The organism is Mycobacterium interjectum, from assembly GCF_900078675.2.
In the GTDB taxonomy this organism is placed as follows: domain Bacteria; phylum Actinomycetota; class Actinomycetes; order Mycobacteriales; family Mycobacteriaceae; genus Mycobacterium; species Mycobacterium interjectum.
Genome location: NZ_LT546237.1, coordinates 1,474,036 through 1,494,247, shown reverse-complemented (window position 1 = coordinate 1,494,247; position 20,212 = coordinate 1,474,036). Strand labels below are relative to the sequence as shown.

Sequence of the window (20,212 nt, the reverse complement as noted above, 5' to 3'; positions counted from 1 at the left end):
GCAGCCGCTGCCCTCGCGGCGACGACACGCCGCGGCAACCGGCCGTGGCTGGCCCCTCAGATCGCTTGACCGCTCTGCAGGGCGGCCTTGACGAAGCGGCGCAGCACGGCGTTGCGCGCGCGGGCCAGAAACGCGAGTGAGACGGGGCTTTCGGGCGCTCCCCGCAGCGCGATGAGCCGCACGCCGGGGTGAATGTTGCGCCTGACCGCCACGTCGGGGATCGCGCCGAAGCCGCGATCGGCCGCAACGAATTCGATCCACTCGTCGAAATTCGTTGTCTCGACGATCGTTTCCGGACCCGCACCCGCGGGCCAGGACCACGGGCTGGTGGTGCCGCTGGAGGGCCCTAAGCAACTCTTTCCCCGACACCTGGCATGGTAACGAGGAACAACTGTCAGGTTCGGTCGCCGAGGCGGTGGAGGCCTTCGAAACAGCAACGGCTGAGCAGGATTTCGACACCGCGGCCATAATAATCGGCGAGGCAGTCGGGCGCATCCGCCAGGTCCAGCCCGCCGCCGACGTGGTCGCCGAGATGGTCGGTGAGGCGGCCAGGATCCTGAGACCAGCTCAGTACAGGGGTGACCAGTCGGACGTCCGCAGCAGCCGGCTCTCCCACTGATCGCGGAACTTCAGGGCCTCGAACATGTAGCTGCCGGGCGCCCGGTGCTCGGCCGGGATCTCCTTGGTGAGCAGGTGGACGAGGGCGGCGTAGTTGTTGGCGTCGTCAATCTTCTGCCACAGCATGGCTTCTCGGCGGCGATAGCTGCCGTGGGCCACCTGGAAGCACGCCTGGATGTCGAGGATGCGCATCCTGGCGGGCGCCTGGGACAGCGGCCGGTAGTAGATCTCGTCCCAGGAGCGGATGTAGTCGTCCAGCGGCGAGTGGGGCCAGCCGGTGTCCTCCATGAACATGGTCAGCGGGTGGGTCTGGGCGGTGGCGGGCACGTTGGCCAGATCGACGGTCTGCAGGGGTGACCACGCGACCGGCAGCAGCAGCTTGCCCGTCACCTCGTGGCGCAGGTTGTCCAGTTCGCGCATCCAGTGCCGAAGGTCCCCGGTCCGGACCCGGCGGGCCAGGCTTTCCCAGGCGGCGCCGTCGCTGATCCCGGTGATGGTGACGACGGTGTAGGACGCCCCGCTGCCGTGGGCCTGGTTGGCGTACCAGAGCAGCCGCGCGTTGTCCTCGCCGGCCAGGGTGGGCATCCAGCCGTCGCGGTAGGCGGCTTCGAATTCGTCCTGCCGCGCGCCGACCACCTTGTGGGTCTCGTGAAGAAACAGCACTGGCACTCCCGGGGTTTCAGGTGTTGGCTCAGGTCTCGCCCACGATGAGCGCGGCGATCTGGCGGCGGCTGACTTTGCCGGTCGCGTTGTAGGGGATCTGGTCGACGATCGCCAGCCGCTCCGGCAGCTTGAAGTAGGCGATCAACTCGCGGCAATGCGCTCGCAACTGCTCGAGTGTCACTGGCGCGCACACCACTACGGCCGCCCCGACCCGCTGGCCAAGCTCCTCGTCGGCGAGCCCGGCGACCGCGACGTCGCTCACCGCGGGATGGGAACGCAACGCCTCCTCGACCTCGACCGGCCCGAACTTCTCGCCACCCCGGTTGATGGTGTCGCTCAGCCGGCCGGACGGGAAGAGGTAGCCGTCGGAATCTTGGCGGGCAAGATCACCGGTGCGAAGCCAGCCTTCGGTCACGTTCTGGGTGGTGTGCACCCACAGCTCCCCCACCGTTCCGGGCGCCACGTCGTTGCCGGTGGCGGGATCGACCACCCGCACCTCGACCCCGGGTAGCGGGCGGCCGACCGAGCCGGTGCGGGACGGGTCGCGGTGGTCGTCGGGCAGCAGGCTCGTGTACGCCCCGAGCGTCTCGGTCTGGCCGAACACGTTGGCGAACGCGACGTGCGGCAGCGCGGCCATCGCCCTGCGTACCAAGGTGATTGGCGCGGCGGCGGCCCCGTACGCGATGGCGACCAAGGACGTCAGATCGGTGTTGGGGAAGTCCGGGTGGTCGAGGATGCGCTGCAGCATCGTCGGCACCAGGAAGGTGGTCGCCACCCGGTGCTCCGACACCAGACGTAACCATTCGCCGGCGTCGAACCGCGGCTGCACCACCGAGGTGTTACCCGAGTACAAAGCGCCGAGCGTGCCCAGCGCGCCGCCGACATGAAAGAAGGGGACGCACATGATCCCGATCGCGGGTTTGGCTCCCGCCCGGAAGGGAGCCGCCACTCCCGTGATCCGCGCGGTGAGCCGCCGGCCCGTGATGCCGACGGCCTTGGGGAGCCCAGTCGTGCCGCTGGTGAACAGCACCAGGGCGTCCCGGTCGGCGTCGTCGGCAGGCGGTGCCGGCTCGGGCTTTTCGTCGGCGAGGTCGGACACCGTCAATACCGTCGGCGCGCCCGCGTCGCGGAGGCGCTCGACGTACGGCTCCCCCGCGNCGAGTCCGGCGGTGTTTGATCTCGCCGAGAGCGTCGGCGAAGGCGTGGGATCGGTAGCAAGATCCGTTGTCGGTCAACACATGTCGCACTGAAAAGCCGCATTCGTTGAACCAGGCGTTAGCGCGACACCAGAACGCCGCAGCGGTTTCCTTGCGCTCGTCGGCCAGCAGCTCGCTGTAGGCCGGTCGCGAGTGGGTGTCGATCGCGGTATGCAGAAAGTGATATCCGCGCACCGGATTGCGGTACTTGCTGATCTGCCCTGAACTCTTGTCGGCTTGTCTGTTGCGTCTGCCGGCGGTTCTGCCCAGCATCCGCCAACCGCCCCCGGCGGGGATCTTGCCCAGTTTCTTGACATCGATGTGAACCAGATCGCCACACGCTGCCGATTCCATCCGGCGGATCACCTGCCCCGTGGGGCGATCGAGCCAACGCAATTTGGCCAGGCCATACCGAGTCAGCACCCGGTGCACGGTCGAGGGATGCAACCCCAGCAGATAACCGATCCGTGCTGGCCCCCAGCGTCGGATCACCCGGACTTTGATGATGCGCCGTTCGGTGCGTGCGGGTGTCCTGTTGGGGCTGTGGTGAGGCCGTGAACTGCGGTCGGCCATGCCGACAGGACCGAGTTCACGGTAGCGCCCGGCCCAGCGAGCAGCGGTGCCAACCGAGACCTGGAACCGCTCGGCAGCCCGGCGTAGCGGCCAGCCGTCCTCCACGATGCAACGCGCAAGACGCAGCCACCCGGTTTCAGACAAAGGGGCATTACGGTGGGACACGAAGACCTCCGGAGTGAGTTAGTGCGTTCCTCGACAGCTCGCACTTCACTCGGAGGTCTTCGTTATGTCACCACGCCACGCCGTCTCTAACGTCCGTGGTCAGTACACCTAATACAGCGGTGACCACGCGGAGCTGCGCAGCAGCCGGCTGGTCCACTGGTCGCGCAGATCCAGGGCGTCGTGCATCCAGGTGCCCGGCGCGCGGTATTCGGACGGAATGTGAGTCCGGAGCAGCTCGAGCAGTTGCTCCGGCCGTTTGATGCGCTGCATCAGGATGACCTCGCGGCGCAGGTGGCTGCCCAGCGCGGGCTGGAAGGCCGCCTGGATCGTCAGCATGGAGGCCGGCCGCTCCAGGCTGCGGGCGTAGACGTCGCCGCAGCGGTCGATGTATTCCTCGAACTTGTCCTGGTAGGGCCACATGGTGTCTTCCATGTAGAGCGTCAGTTCGTGCTCCCGGCCGTCGGTCGGCACTTGGCCGAACGACACTTCCTGCAGGGGCGACCACGTTAGCGGGACCAACAGCTTGGCCTCGACCTCGTGGCGGAGTTCGTCGACGCCGCGGATCCACTTCTGCAAGTCGCCCTGCTGCACCCGCAAAGCGAGCCGTTCCCACGCCGCCCCGTCGCGCACCGCGGTGATGGTGACGACGGTGTAGGCGGGCCCGCTGCCTTGGGCGTGATCGGCATACCACAGCAGCCGCGCGTCGTCGTCGGCGCCGAGCATGGGCATCCAGCCCTCCCGAAACGCGGCCTCGAAGTCGTCCTCGGCGCGGCCGCGCACCCTGTGTACCTCGTGCATGAACAGCACGCCGAGACCTCCAAACACGGGGCGCTCTGCTTTAAACGCCCACGTTTAACGGACGGTAACCCGGCCACTCTTCGGTCGCCGCGCCGGGTCGACATATGCACAATGAGGCGCGTTCGCCAACCTAGACAGTCGAGTCGAGAATCTGGTTTGCTTCGATACGGTAACGACCTTCGCCGGGCAGGAGTTCACGGATGGCCCGACTCGATGTGCCGGATGGTCCCGGCGGCGAACCCGCCATGATCTGGACGCTGCGGCCGCAGCTCGGCGGCATGGTCGAGCGGATGATCCGGGGCGCGTACGAGCAAAGCATTCTGCCGGTCGAGGAGCGGGAGCTGGCGCGGATGCGAATCGCCCAGATCAACGACTGCGTCGCCTGCTCGGATTTCCGCGCCCAGTCCGTGCTGGACGCCGGCGTCGCCCCGGATCTCTACGACAACGTCGCCGCCTACGCCAGCTACCCCGGCTACACTCCGCGTCAGCGCCTTGCCATCGAGTTCGCCGAACGCTTCGCCAACAACCACGCATCGATGGACGACGGGTTCTTCGAGCGGCTGCGCGCCGTGTTCTCCGACGAGGAGGTCCTCGATCTGACGCTGTGCGCCGCGGTGTTCCTCGGCCTGGGCCGCTCGCTGGCGGTGCTCGGTGTCGACCAGTCCTGCGCCATCGAGCTTTGAGCGGCCTTCGACCAACAAAAGTAAGGATCCGATGGACATCGCGACCGTCGATGAGTTGCTGACCACCACGCGCGCCGTGCGCAACCGTCTCGACCTCGACCGGCCCGTCGGCCGCGAGGTGATCCTCGAGTGCATACGTCTCGCCATGCAGGCGCCCACCGCGAGCAACGCACAGGACTGGCGCTGGCTGGTGATCACCGACGCCGGCAAGCGCGCCGCGATCGCCGACATCTACCACAGCGTCGGCGCCGAGTATCTGGCGTACGCGGCCAAGGAGGCGTCCGATCCGCAGACCCGGCGCGTGTATGCCGGCGCGCAGGCCCTGACCGAGACGCTGGCCCGCGTTCCCGTGCATGTCATCCCCTGCCTGGACAACCGCATCGACAACTCGAATCTGTTGACGGCCGCGTCGGCCTGGGCGTCGATCATCCCGGCCGGCTGGAGCTTTTTGCTCGCCCTGCGGTCCCGCGGCCTGGGCTCGGTGTGGACGACGATGCACCTGGCCAGGGAGCGCGAGGTGGCCGAGTTGCTCGGCATCCCGGACACGGCAACCCAGGCCGCCCTTTTCCCCGTCGCCTACACGATCGGCACCGACTTCCGGCCGGCCAAGCGGCCGCCCGCGGAGACCATCACCTATTGGGATGCCTGGGGACATCCGGTTGGAGAACGCTGATGCAGTCCTACACCGTGCGATTCCACGTCGACGCGCCGCCGAGGAAGGTGTGGCGGGTGCTGCATCCGCCGGTTCCGCCGAACGCGCCGAGGCCGCGAGTGCTCACCTGGCCGACGGGCAGCATGGAGATCCTCAACGAAGGCAACGAGGCCGGCGAGGGCCTGGTCCGCACCTGCGTCTTCCCGGTCCCCAAGTACCTGCTGTCGGGCGGCAGGGCGCGGTCGTGGGAGACCGTGACCGAGGCGGAGATGAACAAGCTGTCGCGATACGTCGCGGTCGGCGCGCCGCTGTGGTCGCGCGCCGAGGGCTATCACGAACTCGAGGAGCAGCCCGACGGCACCACCGTGCTGACCTTCCACGAGACCTACCACGCCTACAATCCGGTGCTGCGCTTCTTCCTCGAACGTCCGGTGCACGCGAGGATTTCCCGCGACAACCTCGACACCTACGAGCACGCGCTGGGCTACGCCGGCAAAGTGCGCCGGCTGACGTAACAATCCTTTTCCCCGACAACGCTTTTCGTCGCCCGGCGGATCGCGTGCGGCCAAACATGCGCCGGATGTGTGACCACCCGGGCCGCACCGTCGACGACTATCTCGGGGTGATCCGCGGCAAGATCCGCGGCCGGACGGTGTAATCCGTCGAGGACGATCGCTTTCCCTACCAGTACGCACCTTCCCTACCAGTACGCACCGGCCTGGCTGGGACGTCGATGCGCGCGAACCCGGCGCCCGGCTCACCCTCCCCGGTCCGACCCACGTCGACGACATGACTGCCGCGATCGCAATGTACGGGCGTGAGCTGCGGGGGCTTCAGCTCGTGTGGGCCGACGGGCGGGGATGCTGGTCGTGGTCGGCGAGCTTCGACGGCGGTCGAGGCACACAACTGGTGCTGGGTGCGCCCCGCGGCCGCAGCGGAACCCTCCCGACGGGCGTCCAAACGCGCGAAGAACTGAACCGACGGTACTTTACGGGGGCTAGTTTGCGTCGAAGAAAACGCTTCGCGTGGGCGGACCCAAGATTTGGTTGCTGCTCGGATTGCGAAGGATCAAAGAAGGTGGTGCGATTTGTCGAAAACACACCATAAGGTGCCAAGGGCCCCTAGCCTTGGCTGCGCCGCGACAATCCGTCTCATAACGCAGGCGCCGCAACGGCAGGGCGGTTTCGCGGTCCGAGGGAAAGGTCAGAGCTTGATCAATTCCAGAAAAGACCTCCGCCTCGTTCAGGTGCCCTCCGTGGCGCGTTATGCGGAGCGCCTTCGTTCGGCCGATCTGCGCGTTACCCGCCCGCGGATCGCGGTGCTCCATTCGGTGCACCTGAACCCGCACGCCGACACGGAAACGATCATCGAAGCCGTGCGCGCCTGTCTGCCCGACGTGTCCCGGCAGGCGGTGTACGACATCCTGCACGCGCTGACCGACGTCGGTCTCTTGCGACGGGTACAGCCCCCGGGCTCGGTCGCGCGCTACGAAACTCGCGTCGGCGACAACCACCATCACATGGTCTGCCGGAGTTGCGGGGCGATCGCCGATGTCGACTGTGCCGTCGGCGCGTCACCCTGCTTGACCGTTTCGGACACCAGCGGCTTCCAACTCGACGGTGCGGAGGTCATTTACTGGGGTCGCTGTCCCGGCTGCTCGGTATCACAGGTGCCTCAAGCCATCGGGGACCACAGTCCCACAGAACAACTCCCCCCCGGCCTGCTTAGCTCGGGCGACAGCGGCAACCTGCCAGCGAGCGATGGCCAACCGTTGCCGACGCCAACGCCAACCCCGGGCCCGGGGGAATGGCTTGCTCCCGGCCCGCTCACGCCCATTACCGGGTTGAAGGCGGCCGGAATTGGGACAGGCGGGCTGGGAGCCAATGCCGGCTGGGCTCGCTACGACATCGCTGATGCCACAGTGGCTAGCAACGAGCATCCCATCGAGCCTTCCGTTTCACGCCCGTCAACGTCTATATGAAATGAGTTGCTCGCACCGGTAGGCTGGTGCGTCGTGGGGTTCAAGGTTAAAGCATCCGCGGCGGCACGAGCTGCCGCCGCAGGAGTAGTGCTGCTTGCCGGCTGGGCGGCATCCGCGGCCGTCGCCGGCGCCGATCCTGAGCCGACGCCGCCACCCGCGCCGAAGACCACGATGGACCACGACGGCACGTTCGCGGTCGGAAGCGACATCGCGCCCGGCATCTACAGCTCGGCGGGACCCGTCGGCGACGGCACCTGCTACTGGAAGCGGACGGGCAACCCCGACGGCAACCTCGTCGACAACGCCCTGAGCAAAAAGCCACAGGTGGTGCAGATCGACCCCACGGACAAATCGTTCAAGACATCGGGCTGCCAGCCCTGGCAGCTGACGCCCGACGCCACTCCGCCGCCCACTACGCCACCTGCGGGTGTGCAGGGCACTCTCGGGATCCTCAACGGGCTTCTCGGCGGCCAGAATGGCCCGCCACCCCCCCATTCCTGACGGAGCTCGCTGCCCATTGGCAAGTGAGGCGGGCGACCCGCAACAGATTGTCGTCATCGGTGCCGGCGTCAGCGGCTTGACGTCGGCCATCTGCCTGGCCGAGGCGGGCCGGCCGGTGCGGGTGTGGGCGGCCGCGCTACCCCAAGAGACGACTTCGGTGGTGGCGGGGGCGGTGTGGGCGCCCCCGCGCCCTGCCGAACGCGCCGCGGCGACCTTGGATTGGACCGCGCATTCCCTGCGGGTGTTTCGCGGACTGGCCGACGACCCGGATACCGGGGTTGTCCTGGCGCCGGCGCTGGCCGTCGGGGAATTCATCGGGGCCGAGGCCGCCTCGCCCGCGGCCAAGCTGATCCCCGACCTGCGGCGGGCCGATCCGGCCGACGTGCCGGACGGCTTCGGCGCCGGCTTTCGCGCCAGCATGCCGATGATCGACATGCCGCGCTACCTCGACTACCTGACCCGCCGGCTGGCCGCGGCCGGCTGCGAGATCGAGGTGCGCCCCGTCCGATCGCTGGCCGAGGCCGCCGACGCCGCAGCCATCGTCGTCAACTGCGCAGGGCTGGGCGCGGGAGCGTTGACCGGCGACGACTCCGTGCGGCCGCTGTTCGGCCAGCACGTCGTCCTGGCGAATCCCGGTGTGCAGCAACTGTTTATCGAGTTGAACCACGGCCGGGAATGGACCTGCTTCTTCCCGCACCCGCAGCGCGTGGTGTGCGGTGGCATCAGCATTCCCGGCCGCTGGGACACGACCCCCGATCCCGAGGTGACCGACCGCATCCTGCAGCGGTGCCGCCGCGTCGAGCCGCGACTGCGCGAGGCCGAGGTGATCGAGACGATCACCGGGCTGCGGCCTGACCGGCCGGCAGTGCGGGTGCAGGCCGAGCCGCTCGGACGGGCCCGGTGCATTCACAACTACGGGCACGGCAGCAACGGCGTGACGCTGTCGTGGGGTTGCGCGCGCGACGTGGTGCGCCTGGTCAATCACCCGGAGGGGCGATGAGCATCGACTACGCGCTGCAGGCCCACGTCGCGAACATCACGATCAACCGTCCCGAGACACGCAACTCGTTGGACATGGAGCACTTCCGCGATCTGGCCCACGCCTGGGCGGCGTTCCGCGACGACGATCGCGCCTGGGTCGCCGTGGTCACCGGCACCGGCCGGGACTTCTGCACGGGGGCCGACCTCAAGAAATTCATCCCGGAACTCACCGGGGACCTGCCCAGGCCCGAGGGCTGGAACAAGGACGACGCGATCCACGCCGTCTTGCATCGGTTCCCGGTGTACAAGCCGATCGTTGCCGCCGTCAACGGCACCTGCGTCGCGGGCGGCTTCGAGATGCTGACCTCCACCGACATCCGCGTCGCCGTGCCCGAGGCGCGCTTCGCGGTGATGGAGCCCAAGCGCGGCCTGTTCGCCGGCGGTGGGAGCACCGTTCGGCTGCCCCGTCAGATGCCGTACCCGCTCGCGATGGAGCTGCTGCTGACCGCCGACATGGTGGACGCGGAGCGGGCCCTGGCCATGGGGCTGATCAACCGGGTGGTCCCCGCCGACCGGCTGATGGACACCGCGTATGGCTACGCCGAGCGCATCGCGGCCAACGCGCCACTCGCGGTCTTCGCGACGAAACAGTCGGCCGTCGAGGGCCTGGCGCTCGACCTCAAGTCGGCCTACGACAACGAAACACGGCACAGCGACCGGGTTTTCGAGACCGAGGACGCCAAGGAGGGACCGCGCGCCTTCGCCGAGAAGCGGCCGCCGCGCTGGCGGGGCCGCTGAAGGTTTAGGTGCGCTCAGGCGCGAGTGACGTCACGGATCACCAGCGACAGGACCCAACTCACGATCGACAACAGGATGGCGGCCCAGATCGCCGTCCACCAGAAATGGTCGATCTGCAGTCCCCAGTGCGTGGTGTGCGCGGTGATCCATGCGGTGATCCACAACATCAAGGCGTTGATCACGATATGAACAAGCCCCAGCGTCAGGATGTAGAGCGGGATCGACAAGATCTGGACGACCGGCTTGATGAACGCGTTGACCAGGCCGAAGATCACGGCGACGACGAAAATGATGGCGACCGTCTGCAGCGTGGTGTTGCCGCCGACGAATCTGATTCCGTGCATGAAGAGGGTGACGATCCACATGGCGAGGCCGGTCAGCGCGGCACGAAGCAGAAAAGGGCCCATGGCCCAAGATCCTGCCACCGGGTGTGCCCGGAGTCAGCCCATTCAGTTCAGGTTGTAGAAGCGCTGCGCGTTGAGCCCGCCGATCTTTGCGCGAGCCTCCTCGCTGATGTCCGCGCGGGTGCGCAGGTGCTTGGTGCTCTCCGGCCATTCGCCGTCCCAGTGCGGGTAGTCGCTGGCGAACATGATGAAGTCGGCGCCGAGCACGTCGATCACGCCGGGCAGGATCGGTTCCTCCGGTTCGCAGGTCACAAAGATGTTGCCCGCTGCCAGGTATTCGTGCGGATCGCGGCGCCAGCCGCGCTCGACCCAGTCGCCTCGCTTCTCGTAATGCTCGTGCAGGCGATCGATGAAGAACGGGACCCAGCCCGCGCCCGCCTCCAGGAAGGCGACCCGCAACTGGGGATGGCGCTCGAAGACGCCGCCGGAGACCATCGCGGTCATCGCCGTCATCTGGTCGAAGGGAAAGCTGATGCAGTGCACCTGAATGTAATTGGTGAACCGGTCCACGCCGATCTTCGGCAGGTGAATGCCGGGGGCACCGTGAACGCCCAGCGGCATCCCGAGCTCGACGGCCGCGGCGTAGAACGGATCGAGGTCCGGGTGGTCGAGGTTGCGGGTCTTGAGCGCCGGCGGGACCAGGGTAGCCACGAGGCCGAGCTCCTTGGCCTCGGTCATGACGTCGACAGCCGCCTGGCCGTGTTCGATCGGGGTCACGGCGACGCCGCGCAAGCGGCCACCGGACGAGGCGCAGTAATCGGCGATCCACTGGTTGTAGAGGCGCGAGAATCCCGCCGCGAATTCGGGGTCCTCGAGGCTGGGTGCGCACAGCCCCATGCTCGGATACAGCACCATCGTGTCGATGTGGTCGCGGTCGGCGTCGCCCAGCACGCCCTCGGGTGACCGGCAATTGATGTCGGGCGCCTTGCTGATCCCGTGCTCGGGCGGACAGCCGGCTCCCGGTCCTTGGTCCTCCGGGTAGTTGCGGCCCTCCAGCGTCAACCGCAGCCGCCCGTCGCTGCTGGGCTTGACGTGGTCGGGCCAGCGCTTGATCGCCTCGATCGCCAGCGAGGAGTTCTCGGCGACGTGTCCATCGGCGTCGATGATTCGCATGTATCCGGAACTTACTCTCGCGCATCGCCGCCCGGTACTGCACGATGCTCCAGTGACCTCACAACGCTTGACCGCCGATCAGCGAAATTCATTCGTCGCGGCGTTGTTGGGCTGGACGATGGACGCCTTCGATTACTTCATCGTCGTGCTCGTCTACGCCGACATCGCCAAGACGTTCCATATCAGCAAGGCTGAGGTCGCGTTCGTCACCACCGCCACCCTGTTCATGCGCCCCGTCGGCGCGCTGATATTCGGGCTCTGGGCCGACCGCGTCGGCCGGCGGCTTCCGCTGATGGTCGACGTGATCTTCTACTCCGTCGTCGGATTCCTGTGCGCATTCGCGCCGAACTTCACCGTGCTGGTGATCCTGCGTCTGCTCTACGGCATCGGGATGGGCGGCGAGTGGGGGCTGGGCGCGGCGCTCGCGATGGAGAAGGTTCCCGTGGAGCGGCGCGGGTTCTTCTCCGGGCTGCTGCAGGAGGGTTACGCCTTCGGCTATCTGCTGGCGAGCGTCGCCTCGCTGGTGGTGATGAATTGGCTGGGCTTCTCGTGGCGCTGGCTGTTCGGGCTGAGCATCATCCCGGCGTTGGTCAGCCTGATCATCCGCTATCGCGTGGAGGAATCCGAGGTCTGGGAGGCCGCACAGGACCGGATGCGCCTCACCAGCACCAGGATTCGCGACGTGCTGCGCGACGGCGCGATCGTCCGTCGATTCATTTACCTGGTGCTGCTGATGACGGCGTTCAACTGGATGAGCCACGGAACGCAGGACGTCTACCCCACCTTCTTGGGGGCGACCGCCAACCACGGCGCCGGTTTGTCCAGTGTCACCGTCAAGTGGATCGTGATCGTCTACAACCTCGGCGCCATCATCGGCGGGCTGGTGTTCGGTTCGCTGTCACAGCGATTCGGCCGCCGTCACACGATCATCTTTTGCGCGTTGTTAGGCCTGCCGATCGTGCCCCTGTTCGCCTACTCGCACACCGCGGCGATGCTGTGTCTCGGGTCGTTTCTGATGCAGGTCTGCGTGCAGGGAGCGTGGGGCGTGATCCCCGCGCATCTGACCGAGATGTCACCCGACGCCATCCGGGGCCTCTACCCCGGCGTGACCTATCAGCTGGGAAACCTGCTGGCCGCGTTCAACCTGCCCATCCAGGAGCGCCTGGCCGAGTCGCACGGCTATCCCTTCGCGCTGGCGGCGACGATCGTGCCGGTGCTGATCGCCGTGGCTTTCTTGACGTTGATTGGTAAGGATGCCACGGGGATTCGCTTTGGCACTGCTGAAAGCGCTTTTCTGCCAACAGAAATGGCGTGAACTCAGTCCCCGTCGGGGAGTATGCGCCGCAGCAGATGCATCGCCACCGTCGTCGACCGTTCCCGGACGTCGGACCGGTTGCCGGGTAGCCGCAGCGTCCTGGTGTCTGTGCGCCCGTTCGCCAGCATCACCGTGAAACACACCGTGCCGACCGGCTTTTCCGGCGTGCCGCCACCCGGGCCGGCGATCCCTGTGATCGCGACCGCGGTATCGGCGCCGAAGCGTTTCAGCGCACCGGCCGCCATCGCCTCGGCCACCGGCTCGGACACCGCGCCATGCGCCTCGATCAGCACCGGGTCAACGCCGAGCAGTTGTTCCTTCGCCTCGTTCGAATAGCACACCACCCCGCCCGCCACGTAGTCCGACGAGCCCGGCTGGTCGGTCAGCCGCGCCGCCAACAGGCCGGCGGTGCAGGACTCCGCCGTGGCGATCCAGCGGCCGCTGAGCAACCCGGCGACCACATCGTCGACCTTCGAGCCGTCCTCGGAGTAGATCTGCTGTGCGTGCTTGTCGCGCAGCAACCGGGTCAGTTGCGCGTAGACGTCCGCGGCGTCCGGCTCGTAGCGCGTGACCATTTCGACCTCGCCGCGCCGCAGGCAGGTGGTGATCTCCAGGCGCTCGAAGCCGGCGACGGATTTCTCGGCGTCACGCAGAGTTTCGGCGAGCCCCGACTCGGGCAGCCCGAACATCCGGATCGTCTTTTGCTCGTACGTGGTCCGGCCGGCGATCGCTTCCTGCGCCGCGGGGGTTTCGATGGCCCTGCGCCACATCGGCTGCAGCTCGCGCGGCGGTCCCGGAAGCACGATCACCGCCGGTCGGCCGGGCACCACCACGCCCGGCGCGGTCCCCACCGGGTCGAGCACCTGCGCACCTGCGGGGACCATGGCCTGCTTGCGGTTGGCGGCGCGCACCGCGTCGAAATTTCCCTGATCGAAGTGCGCCATCAGCTTTTTGAGGATGTTCGCGATCTTCTGCTCGACCTCGGTGTCGAGCACGAGGTCGCGGCCGCAGAACCGTGCCACCACCTCGACGGTCATGTCGTCGGCCGTCGGCCCCAGGCCTCCGCTGGTGACGATGAGGTCCACGCCCTGCCCGGCCATGAAACGCAGCTGCGCCTCGATGTCGCCCGGCCGGTCGCCGCAGATGGTGATGTGCGCCAGTTCCACGCCCAGTTCCAGCAGGCGGTCGGCGATCCAGGGGCCGTTCGCGTCCTGGACTCGGCCGGTGAGGACTTCGGTTCCGGTGACAACGATGCCTGCGCGTGCGCTCACCGACACGAGCCTACTGGCGCGGCGAGGCCTCGAAGGCAACTGCCCGACGCGCGTTACCGTCAGGAGCTAGCGGCCCGGCTTGCCCGGCTTGGCCGCTGCGCCCCGGCTCCGCCCTCGCCACCTGCGCCACCGGTTCCTCCGGCGCTGCCGCTCAGGGGTGTTTCGCTCGTGGTACCGGTCGCACCTGCCTCGCTGGGAGCCAGGCCGGCCTAGTCCTCGCAGTTCGCGCGAAGCTAGGCACGAGTGGCTGAGAAGCCCGGGTTGTTGAAATCCCCGCGCGGCCGGGCAGGGTGTGCGCCGGCGCCCGGCAACAGACGGACAATGAACGAATGATCGAGTTAGAGGTAGTGCAGGCCGACATAACCAAGCTCGAACTCGACGCGATCACCAACGCCGCCAACACCGAACTGCGGCACGGTGGCGGTGTCGCCGCGGCGATTGCCCGTGCCGTCGGGCCCGACGTGCAGCGCGAATCGACTGAGAAGGCGCCGATCGAGCTCGGGGACGCGGTGGAAACCACCGCTGGCGACATGCCCGCGCGCTACGTCATCCACGCGGCGACCATGGAGCTCGGCGGCCCGACCTCGGCCGAGATCATCGCCCGGGCGACCGGTGCCACGTTGCGCAAGGCCGACGAACTCGGCTGCCGCTCGCTGGCCCTGGTGGCCTTCGGCACGGGCGTCGGCGGTTTCCCGCTCGACGACGCGGCGCGGCTGATGGTCGACGTCGTCCGGGAACACCGCGCGACCTCGCTGGAGAAGGTGGTATTCGCCGTCCACGGTGACGCGGCGGAGCGGGCGTTCCGGGACGTGGTGCAGGCTTAGCCGCCGGACAGGCGGCGCTCGACGGACGCGACCTTTTGCGTCATCGCGTCTTGGGCGCCTGCCCGGGAGTCCACCTTGATCACCGTGCTGACCCGGGGCGCGCGGGCGGCCACGGCCTCGACTGCGCGCTGCACGACGGCCATCACTTCCTCCCAGGTGTTGCCCTCGATCTCGGTGAACATCGAACTCGTCTTGTTGGGCAGGCCGGATTCGCGGACCACCCGAACCGCTTCGGCGACGATCTCGCCGACGCCCTCGCCCACGCCCAGCGGGGTGACGGAAAACGCGACGAGCACGGACACGTCACGAGCCTACCCACCATTTTCGAGCCCGGCCTGGCAGCATCGAGGGCCATGCGGGTTCTGGTGCAACGGGTCTCGTCGGCATCGGTGTCGGTCGACGGCCAAGTGGTGAGCGCTCTGCGGCCGGCCGGCCAGGGTTTGTTGGCTTTCGTCGGTGTCACTCATGACGACGATCCCGGCAAGGCGCGACGGCTGGCCGAAAAGCTCTGGTATCTCCGCATTCTCGCCGATGAACGGTCCGCCGCCGATGTCCACGCGCCGATATTGGTGGTCAGCCAGTTCACTTTGTACGCCGACACCGCGAAGGGCCGGCGGCCGTCCTGGAACGCGGCCGCCCCCGGCGCGGTGGCCGAACCGCTGGTCGACGCGTTCGCCGCGGCGCTGCACGCGCTGGGCGCCGACGTGCAGACGGGCGTGTTCGGCGCGAATATGCAGGTCGAATTGGTGAACGACGGACCGGTCACGGTGATTCTCGAGATTTGACGACGGCACCGCAGGTACCTTGGTTGATGTCGGCCCGTGGCTGACTCTGACGTGAGGGGGCGACCATGAGCACTTCGCCCGAATTCGGGTCGCTTCGCTCCGACGACGACCAGTGGGACATCGTCAGCGGCGTGGGCTACACCGCGCTGCTGGTGGCGGGATGGCGGGCGCTGCACGCCATCAGCCCGCGGCCGCTGGTCCGCGACGAATACGCGCAGGTTTTCATCGCCGCCGCGCAGGACCCGTATCTGGCGGGTGTGCTTGCCAATCCGGGCACCTCCGAGGACGAGACGGCATTCCCGCGCCTCTATGGTGTGCAGACCCGGTTCTTCGACGACTTCTTCGTCTCCGCCGCCGAGGTGGGCATCCAACAGGCCGTGATCGTCGCCGCGGGATTGGACTCTCGCGCGTACCGCCTTGACTGGCCCGATGGCACAACCGTTTTCGAGGTTGACCTGCCGAAGGTCCTCGAATTCAAGGGACGGGTGCTCGGCGAGCAAGGCGCTACGCCCAAAGCCCGCAGGGTCGAGGTCGGGGCCGATTTGCGCACCGACTGGTCGCGGCGGTTGGAAACGGCAGGCTTCGACACCGAGACCCCCAGCGCCTGGTCGGTGGAGGGCGTGTTGCCCTATCTGACCGACGAAGCCCAGAACGCGCTCTTCACCCGCATCAGCGGGCTCAGCGCGCCGGGCAGCCGAATCGCCATAGGCGCGCTGGGATCCCGCTTGGATCGCGAGCAGCTCGCCGCCCTGGAGACGGACCACCCCGGGGTCAACATGTCCGGCGATGTGGACTTCTCCGCCCTCACCTACGAGCCCAAGGGCGACCCCGCGGAATGGCTCGCCGCGCACGGCTGGGCCGTCGAGCCCGTCCGCAACACGCTCGACCTGCAGGCCGGCTACGGGATGACCCCGCCGCAGGTGGACGTCAAGATTGACGCGTTCATGCGCTCCCAATACATCACGGCGACGCGGTCCGGGTGAGCCGAAATGGTGCCGCTCACGAGGCTCTCTCCCGCCGACGCCATCGCGGAGATCCGCGCCAGCACACCGGGGCCCGGGATCGCTGCCTTCTTCGACCTCGACGGCACGTTGGTCGACGGCTTCACCGCGGCCGTCCACGTCGGTGATCGGATCCGTCGCCGCCAGGCCGGGCTCGGCGAGCTCCTCGGCGTGTTCGAAGCCGCGCTGCGATACCGCTTCGGTCGGTTGGAGTTCGAGCAACTCATCGTGCGGGCGGCCGGTTACCTGCGTGGGGAATCGCTCACCGAGCTCGAGGAGCTGGGCGATCGCCTGTTCGTCGAACGCGTTGCCGCGCGCCTGTATTCGCACATGCATGACATCGTGCAGGCGCATCAGGACCGCGGGCACGCCGTCGTGCTGAGCTCGTCCGCGCTGTCCATTCAGGCCTTGCCCGTCGCGCGCTTCCTCGGCATTTCCGACGTGCAGTGCAACCACTTCGAGCTCGACGAGCACGGGCGGCTGACCGGCGGGATCGTCACACCGATCGTGTGGGGGGCCACCAAGGCCGCCGCGGTACAGCAATTCTGTTCCGTCAACGGCGTTGCGGCGCAGCGCAGTTACTTCTACGCCGACGGTGACGAGGATGCGGCGGCGATGTCAGTCGTCGGGTGTCCGCGGCCGGTGAATCCCCGCGCCGGGCTCGCCGCGGCGGCCGCCGCGCACGGGTGGCCGGTGATGTGTCTCACGTCGGGCCGTCGCCGAGTGCGGATGCGGCGTTAAGGCGTCAGCAGGACCTTCACCTCGTCGCCGGAGCGCGACTCCGCGGTCGCGTAACCCTTGGCAGCCTCGTCCAATGACAGCGTCGTGGTGAAGACGCCGTCGACGTCGAGCCGGCCGGCTTGCAGCAGCGGGATCAATTCCGGCCAGGTGCGCTGCACCGGCGCCGTGGTCATCCGCAGCGTGATGCTGCGAATCAGGCAGCCCAGCGCGTTGAGCGGAAACGGGTTCATGTCGTGCACACCGACAACCGAGACGGTGCCTCCCGGCCGCACCGCGTTCAGCGCGTCGGTCAGGGATGCGTCGGTGGCCACGGCGTCGATCACCGAGTCGGCTCCGCGTCCGCCGGTGGCCGCCAGGATGGCCGCTACGGCGGGCGGCTTGACCGGCGTCGCTCCCCACGCGGCGGCGCGGTCCAGCCGCCCGTCGACGCGGTCGACGGCGAAAACCGTTGCGGCGCCGTGAAAAAATGCGCACCGCAGGGCGCACAGGCCCACCGCCCCCAGGCCGATCACCGCCACCGTGCCACCGGGCGGAATGTCGGCTCGCTGGGCCGCCGCCCAACCGGTGGCCAGGTTGTCGGTGAGCAGCAGCGCTTGCTCGGTGCTGATCCCGTCGGGCGTCTTGAGCAGCTGGAAGTCGGCCGCGGGCACGGCGAGCAGGTCGGCCTGCGCGCCGGGAAGGACGCCGCCACCGAAGATCTGAAACCCGGAGAAGCACAGCACCGGGTCGCGGGTGGCGCATCCGGGGCAGGCGCCGCAGCCGGTCACCGATGACACCATGACCTGGTCGCCGACCTTGACGGTGCGCACGTCGGGTCCGACTTCGACGACGGTGCCGACCGCTTCGTGCCCGAGCGTCATCGGCGCGGCCAGCGGGTAGTCGCCCTCGTAGAAGTGCAGGTCGGATCCGCAGATTCCGGCGGCGGTGACCGAAACGATCGCTCCGTCGGGACCCGGGAGTGCCGGATCGGGGCGCGTGTCGACCTCGATATTGCGTGGCCCGTCGAGGACTACCGTTCGCATGGTGGTGTGCTCACTTTCTTTGCCGCAGAACGAATTGGGACCAGTCGGGCTGGCGCACGGCGGCCCAGTACTCGTTGAGGCGCCACGGGCTGACGGTGTGGATCTCGCCGTCGGCGTTCTTGAAGTAGGAGTGCTTGACCGCGGGGTGCGACCACACCATCTTCGTGATCTGGTCCTGTGTCCGTCGATGCCACTCGGCGGCGGCGTCCGGCGTTGGTTCCATCGAGTGCAGCTTCTCCTGGGCCAGCCGCTGCAGGCACTGGCCGACATAGCGCATCTGGAGTTCGGACTGAAAGATCAAACTGCCGCCGTGGGCGAGATGAGTTCCGGGCCCGTAGATGATGAAGAAGTTCGGGAATCCCGGCACCGTGATGCCGAGGTAGGCGTAGGGTCGGCTCCCCCACATCTGGTGCAGGTCAATCCCATTGCGGCCGAGCACTTTCAGCGGCCACAACACATCGGTGTGGCGAAACCCGGTCGCGTAGACGATGACGTCGGCCTGGTGCGTCACACCGTCCTGCGTGACGACGCCGTGCGGCGTGATCTTCTGGATCGGCGTGCGCACCAACTCGACGTTGTCGCGTTGCAGCGTCTGCAGCCAGCTGCCGTTGTCCTGCAGTGTCCGTTTCCCGGTCGCGGGATAGTCGGGTAACACCTTGTCCAACAACTCTTGAGAGTTCGAGCCTTCGCCGACCTGGCTGGTGATCCACTGCGCGAACATCATTCGGGCGGCGGCGTTGATCTCGCTGACGGCGTAGTCCTGATCCGCGTAGTTGGGGTCGCCCTCGGCGGCGTCGAGTCCCTTGTCGGCGCCCGGCCAGAGCACCAGGAACCGGTACCACCGGCCGTAGCAGGGCAGGTGGCGCATCGCCCAGCGCACCCCGTCGCCGACCTCGTCGTGATACATGGTGTTCGGGAACATCCACTGGGCGGTGCGCTGGAAAACCGTGAGCTTCTCGACCTGGGTGGCGATCGCTGGTGCGATTTGGAAGCCGCTGGCGCCGGCGCCGATGAGCGCGACCCGCTTGCCCGTCAGATCGACCGAGTGGTCCCAGGCCGCCGAGTGAAATGACGGTCCCGCGAAGGTGTCGGCGCCGTCGAATTCGGGGATATTGGGCCGGTTCAGCTGACCGACCGCGGTCAGGACGGCCCGCGTGGTGATCGTGCTCGTCTGGCCGTCCGGGCCGCGCAGCGAGACGCTCCACAACCCGTCGGCATCGTTCCATTCGGCCTCGACGACCTCAGTGTTCCACCGGATGTGCTCGGCCAGCCCGTGCTTGTTCATCACCTGCGTGAAATAGTCCCGCAGCTCGTATTGCTCGGCGAAGAAGTGCGTCCAATCGTTGTTGGGTTCGAAGCTGTAGCAATAGAAATGGTTTGCGACGTCGACGCGGGCGCCGGGATAGCTGTTCTCCCACCATGTTCCGCCGGGTCCGGCGTTTTTCTCGACGATGGTGAAGGGAATGTTGGCCTGTTTGAGCCGGATGCCGGCCAGCAGACCGGACTCCCCGCACCCCACCACCAGGACGGGTAGTTTGGCGGCGGACTCCGTCGGCAGGGGGGCCGGACGCCGCGGGTCGACGCCGTCGAGATCCATCTCTTCCAGGATCAGCGGCAGGTAGTCGTCGGTGACGTGCTCGCAGGCCGCCCAGTCCATCATCTCCCGGATCAGTTCGAGGCTCAGCGGCTCGGGTTCGGGGCAACCGCGGTCCCGGTACTCGGTGAGCACCGGTAGCGCCGCCGCGCGGGCCCGCGCCTTGTCCTCCTCGGACATGAAGCCCTGAACCTCGTTGAGGAAGATGCCCATGGGCTTGAAGTCGCGGATGAACCGCGGGTCACCGGTGATGTGGACGAGGGAGAGCAGCAGGGTCGGGATGCTGACATCCTCGAGCGCGGCCTCGATCTCGGCGGTCGGCGTGGTGAAGGGATGGCCGGCGTAGCGGCTGCGCATCAAGCCGATCCTTCCGGTAGACGGGGGCGGCGAATTACGCTACTCGGAGGTTCGTAATTGCCGGGACCACGCTACCCCGTTGCGACGGAGGGGATCAAGGATTGGCGCGCCGCCCGCCGGGTGTGCCGCTACGGCTTTCCGTTGGCGCCGGGGGCGCCAATGTAGCCGCCGAGGCC

At 67.7% G+C, this 20,212-nt stretch carries 21 protein-coding genes and 2 pseudogenes; 12 read left to right on the top strand and 11 right to left on the bottom strand.

The annotated features are described in order from the left end of the window. Positions 1-56 precede the first annotated feature (56 nt). From BN4348_RS59510 to BN4348_RS41410, 5 genes and pseudogenes are all read right to left on the bottom strand, one after another. On the bottom strand, positions 57-437 hold the full coding sequence (locus BN4348_RS59510) for a LysR substrate-binding domain-containing protein (RefSeq protein ID WP_235852718.1): 381 nt from the start codon (positions 435-437) through the stop codon (positions 57-59). A 130-nt stretch (positions 438-567) separates the two neighbouring features. After that, complete coding sequence (locus BN4348_RS41425; RefSeq protein WP_066912946.1) at positions 568-1,281, bottom strand: hypothetical protein; 714 nt, start codon at positions 1,279-1,281, stop codon at positions 568-570. A 28-nt stretch (positions 1,282-1,309) separates the two neighbouring features. After that, positions 1,310-2,380: a class I adenylate-forming enzyme family protein gene (locus BN4348_RS41420; protein WP_235852717.1), complete on the bottom strand. Its 1,071-nt coding sequence runs from the start codon at positions 2,378-2,380 to the stop codon at positions 1,310-1,312. Positions 2,381-2,441: 61 nt separating this feature from the next. Further along, positions 2,442-3,215 (bottom strand): annotated as a pseudogene (locus BN4348_RS41415) (IS481 family transposase); the annotation flags it as partial. Between the two features lie 108 nt (positions 3,216-3,323). Further along, on the bottom strand, positions 3,324-4,040 hold the full coding sequence (locus BN4348_RS41410; protein WP_235852716.1) for a hypothetical protein: 717 nt from the start codon (positions 4,038-4,040) through the stop codon (positions 3,324-3,326). Positions 4,041-4,213: 173 nt separating this feature from the next. Between BN4348_RS41410 and BN4348_RS41405 the strand changes: the two genes are divergently transcribed. The 7 genes and pseudogenes from BN4348_RS41405 to BN4348_RS41370 all read left to right on the top strand — a co-directional run bounded on the left by BN4348_RS41405 (position 4,214) and on the right by BN4348_RS41370 (position 9,609). Next, positions 4,214-4,696, top strand: a complete 483-nt coding sequence (locus BN4348_RS41405) for a carboxymuconolactone decarboxylase family protein (RefSeq protein WP_066912754.1) — start codon at positions 4,214-4,216, stop codon at positions 4,694-4,696. A 31-nt stretch (positions 4,697-4,727) separates the two neighbouring features. Further along, positions 4,728-5,369 (top strand): nitroreductase family protein, encoded by a 642-nt coding sequence (locus BN4348_RS41400; protein WP_066912753.1) that lies wholly within the window; start codon positions 4,728-4,730, stop codon positions 5,367-5,369. Continuing rightward, complete coding sequence (locus BN4348_RS41395; protein WP_066912751.1) at positions 5,369-5,863, top strand: SRPBCC family protein; 495 nt, start codon at positions 5,369-5,371, stop codon at positions 5,861-5,863. The genes BN4348_RS41400 and BN4348_RS41395 overlap by 1 nt, the downstream gene beginning before the upstream one ends. A 731-nt stretch (positions 5,864-6,594) precedes the next feature. After that, a pseudogene (locus BN4348_RS61390) lies at positions 6,595-7,044 on the top strand (Fur family transcriptional regulator); the annotation flags it as partial. Positions 7,045-7,362: 318 nt separating this feature from the next. Next, a complete protein-coding gene (locus BN4348_RS41380) occupies positions 7,363-7,830 on the top strand; it encodes a hypothetical protein (protein ID WP_066912747.1) in 468 nt (155 codons plus the stop codon). Between the two features lie 16 nt (positions 7,831-7,846). After that, positions 7,847-8,830, top strand: coding sequence for an FAD-dependent oxidoreductase (locus BN4348_RS41375; RefSeq protein WP_235852715.1), 984 nt, complete (start codon positions 7,847-7,849; stop codon positions 8,828-8,830). Continuing rightward, entirely contained in the window at positions 8,827-9,609 is a 783-nt protein-coding gene (locus tag BN4348_RS41370) for an enoyl-CoA hydratase/isomerase family protein (RefSeq protein ID WP_066912745.1), read from the top strand. Before BN4348_RS41375 ends, BN4348_RS41370 begins: the two co-directional genes overlap by 4 nt. Positions 9,610-9,623: 14 nt before the next feature. Here BN4348_RS41370 and BN4348_RS41365 read toward each other — a convergent pair whose 3' ends face one another. Beyond that, complete coding sequence (locus BN4348_RS41365) at positions 9,624-10,016, bottom strand: phage holin family protein (protein ID WP_066912743.1); 393 nt, start codon at positions 10,014-10,016, stop codon at positions 9,624-9,626. A 42-nt stretch (positions 10,017-10,058) separates the two neighbouring features. Then, complete coding sequence (locus tag BN4348_RS41360; protein ID WP_066912741.1) at positions 10,059-11,126, bottom strand: amidohydrolase family protein; 1,068 nt, start codon at positions 11,124-11,126, stop codon at positions 10,059-10,061. 52 nt (positions 11,127-11,178) lie between these two features. On the opposite strand from BN4348_RS41360, the gene BN4348_RS41355 reads away from it, so the two are divergent. Further along, positions 11,179-12,441: a sialate:H+ symport family MFS transporter gene (locus BN4348_RS41355; RefSeq protein ID WP_167670469.1), complete on the top strand. Its 1,263-nt coding sequence runs from the start codon at positions 11,179-11,181 to the stop codon at positions 12,439-12,441. Positions 12,442-12,443: 2 nt separating this feature from the next. On the opposite strand, the gene BN4348_RS41350 is transcribed toward BN4348_RS41355, so the two are convergent. Then, entirely contained in the window at positions 12,444-13,712 is a 1,269-nt protein-coding gene (locus BN4348_RS41350) for a competence/damage-inducible protein A (RefSeq protein ID WP_456238197.1), read from the bottom strand. A gap of 329 nt (positions 13,713-14,041) precedes the next feature. Between BN4348_RS41350 and BN4348_RS41345 the strand changes: the two genes are divergently transcribed. Next, complete coding sequence (locus tag BN4348_RS41345) at positions 14,042-14,536, top strand: macro domain-containing protein (protein ID WP_066912939.1); 495 nt, start codon at positions 14,042-14,044, stop codon at positions 14,534-14,536. Here the strand turns inward: BN4348_RS41345 and BN4348_RS41340 are convergent. Beyond that, the gene (locus BN4348_RS41340) at positions 14,533-14,838 is read right to left on the bottom strand and encodes an MTH1187 family thiamine-binding protein (protein ID WP_066912737.1); all 306 of its coding nucleotides are present in this window, start codon (positions 14,836-14,838) and stop codon (positions 14,533-14,535) included. The genes BN4348_RS41345 and BN4348_RS41340 overlap by 4 nt on opposite strands. 51 nt (positions 14,839-14,889) lie before the next feature. Between BN4348_RS41340 and dtd the strand changes: the two genes are divergently transcribed. From dtd to BN4348_RS41325, 3 genes are all read left to right on the top strand, one after another. Next, positions 14,890-15,321: a D-aminoacyl-tRNA deacylase gene (gene dtd, locus BN4348_RS41335; protein WP_066912734.1), complete on the top strand. Its 432-nt coding sequence runs from the start codon at positions 14,890-14,892 to the stop codon at positions 15,319-15,321. 65 nt (positions 15,322-15,386) lie between these two features. Beyond that, positions 15,387-16,304 (top strand): class I SAM-dependent methyltransferase, encoded by a 918-nt coding sequence (locus BN4348_RS41330; protein WP_066912732.1) that lies wholly within the window; start codon positions 15,387-15,389, stop codon positions 16,302-16,304. Positions 16,305-16,310: 6 nt separating this feature from the next. Beyond that, positions 16,311-17,063: an HAD-IB family hydrolase gene (locus BN4348_RS41325; RefSeq protein ID WP_066912729.1), complete on the top strand. Its 753-nt coding sequence runs from the start codon at positions 16,311-16,313 to the stop codon at positions 17,061-17,063. Here BN4348_RS41325 and BN4348_RS41320 read toward each other — a convergent pair. Together BN4348_RS41320 and BN4348_RS41315 are read right to left on the bottom strand one after the other, a co-directional pair. Next, on the bottom strand, positions 17,060-18,085 hold the full coding sequence (locus BN4348_RS41320; RefSeq protein WP_066912727.1) for an alcohol dehydrogenase family protein: 1,026 nt from the start codon (positions 18,083-18,085) through the stop codon (positions 17,060-17,062). The genes BN4348_RS41325 and BN4348_RS41320 overlap by 4 nt on opposite strands. A 10-nt stretch (positions 18,086-18,095) precedes the next feature. Further along, on the bottom strand, positions 18,096-20,036 hold the full coding sequence (locus BN4348_RS41315) for a flavin-containing monooxygenase (RefSeq protein ID WP_066912725.1): 1,941 nt from the start codon (positions 20,034-20,036) through the stop codon (positions 18,096-18,098). Positions 20,037-20,212 lie beyond the last annotated feature (176 nt).